The sequence below is a fragment of the Paenibacillus sp. J22R98 genome, assembly GCF_059383835.1.
In genome coordinates this window covers 1-1,786 of sequence record NZ_JBXENW010000023.1, presented here as the reverse complement: position 1 = coordinate 1,786, position 1,786 = coordinate 1, and the positions used below count along the sequence as shown (strand labels likewise).

Sequence of the window (1,786 nt, the reverse complement as noted above, 5' to 3'; positions counted from 1 at the left end):
CCGTTAGCATTCCTGTAGATGGATTAATTTCGTCTTTGAAAAAAGAAAAGCGCCTCGGTACGATGGGAGTACGCAACGGGTCATAGCCCTTAAAATCCCATCATCCAGGAGGACGCTCTACTATGAAGTTTAAATCGCAAGACAAACAAAATCAACTCATTGAAAAAATTACCGCCCAGCATCTTGTCGTCGGGATCGACATTGCTCAACAAATTCATGTTGCACGTGCGGTTAACTTTCGAGGAATTGTTGTTGGCAACCCTCTCTCCTTCTCAAATGACGAAGAAGGATTTCACATCCTGCTTCGGTGGATTCATTCGCTGCAAGCAACACATGCTTTAACGGCAGCCATTGTTGGCATGGAACCTACCGGACACTATTGGCTTAACCTCTCCAAATGGATCTCTGAGCAACAGTTTGAAGTCGTTCTCGTTAATCCTCATCTTGTAAAGAAAAACAAAGAAAACCGAGATAATACGCCATCTAAGAGCGACAAAAAGGACGCTCTTGTCATTGCGGACATGGTTAAAAACGGATACTACTCGTTCATCCGTAACACGCCTGAAGCCTTCGAAGAATTACGTGTCTATCTTTCAAACCGTGACTCTGTCGTAACGAGACTCGTTAGTGCCAAGAATCAAATCCATCGGTGGGTCGACGTTGTTTTCCCAGAGCTGCGACAAGTCTTTAAGAGCTTGATGTGCGCCGGCTGTTTAGCTACTCTCCGTCTCTTTCCAACACCAGAAGATTTGAGTGAGCTGCAGCCTCAAGACATCATTAAAGGCTGGAAAACCCTTATGAAACGGCATTCTGGTGAGCGAAAGGCTCAAGCTCTCACCTCTCTTGCTAGGCGTTCTGTTGGATCAAAACAAGCCACGCATGCTTACAAGCTTCACTTAAAGCAGTTGTTAGATGAATACGATCTTGCTTGCCAGCAGCTAAAAACGGTTGAGACCGAGATCATCACCGTTTTAGATCGCATTCCTTTTGCGAAATCTATGCTTGCTGTCAAAGGGATTAGCGCCATTTCACTAGCCGGTATTCTAGGTGAGGCAGGGGATTTAAGCGGTTTTGTTCACGGTAATGCCCTGCTCCGTCACGCAGGCCTTAACCTTGCTGAAGCAAGCTCAGGAAAATGGACCGGACAGATGAAAATTAGCAAACGTGGACGCTCTCGCCTCCGACGATTTATCTTCATGATGACGATGAGTTTGGTCATGAATAATCCGGAATTTCAAGCGATGCACGCACACAATGTGCAGGTGAAGAAGATGAAGAAAATGAGGTCCATTATGAAACTGTGTGGTAAATTAGCACGCATACTCGTTGGCATGGCTCGCAGCCGTGAAGCGTACAATCCTCAAAAAACGATGCCACTACAGCTAGCTGCTTAAGCACATCCAACCGTTGCGTTGTACGAATTTTGGCTTATTCGCGGGATTTCAAAAGAAAGCACGGAGTACCGGATGCAGTTGAACCAAAGGGCACCGATCCGTACCGTTAGCAAGACCGGCCTCCACCCCTTGGAAAGGCGTAACGAAGGAATGAGAGGGCATAGACCCGTTGAGACATGGGAGTGAAAACCTCCAGGGGCGGCGTGGAGAATGCGTGCAGTATATGGAAGGATATGGGGTTGCAATCTCCCCCCTTTATTTCCTCACGCCTTCATGTTGTCCGGCTCTACTACAAGGTCCCTCTTACTCTCTTTCTATATTTCTTGCAAGGGTGAAATCCTGCGAATAAGCGAGCATTCTTGAGAAAACTAAGTCGTACCGAGGGAGTTCAA

General features: G+C 46.8%; 1 protein-coding gene. It reads left to right on the top strand.

Annotated features, from left to right (window positions below):
- Positions 1-122 precede the first annotated feature (122 nt).
- A complete protein-coding gene (locus AC50Y3_RS30075) occupies positions 123-1,394 on the top strand; it encodes an IS110 family RNA-guided transposase (RefSeq protein WP_494822334.1) in 1,272 nt (423 codons plus the stop codon).
- Positions 1,395-1,786: the final 392 nt, after the last annotated feature.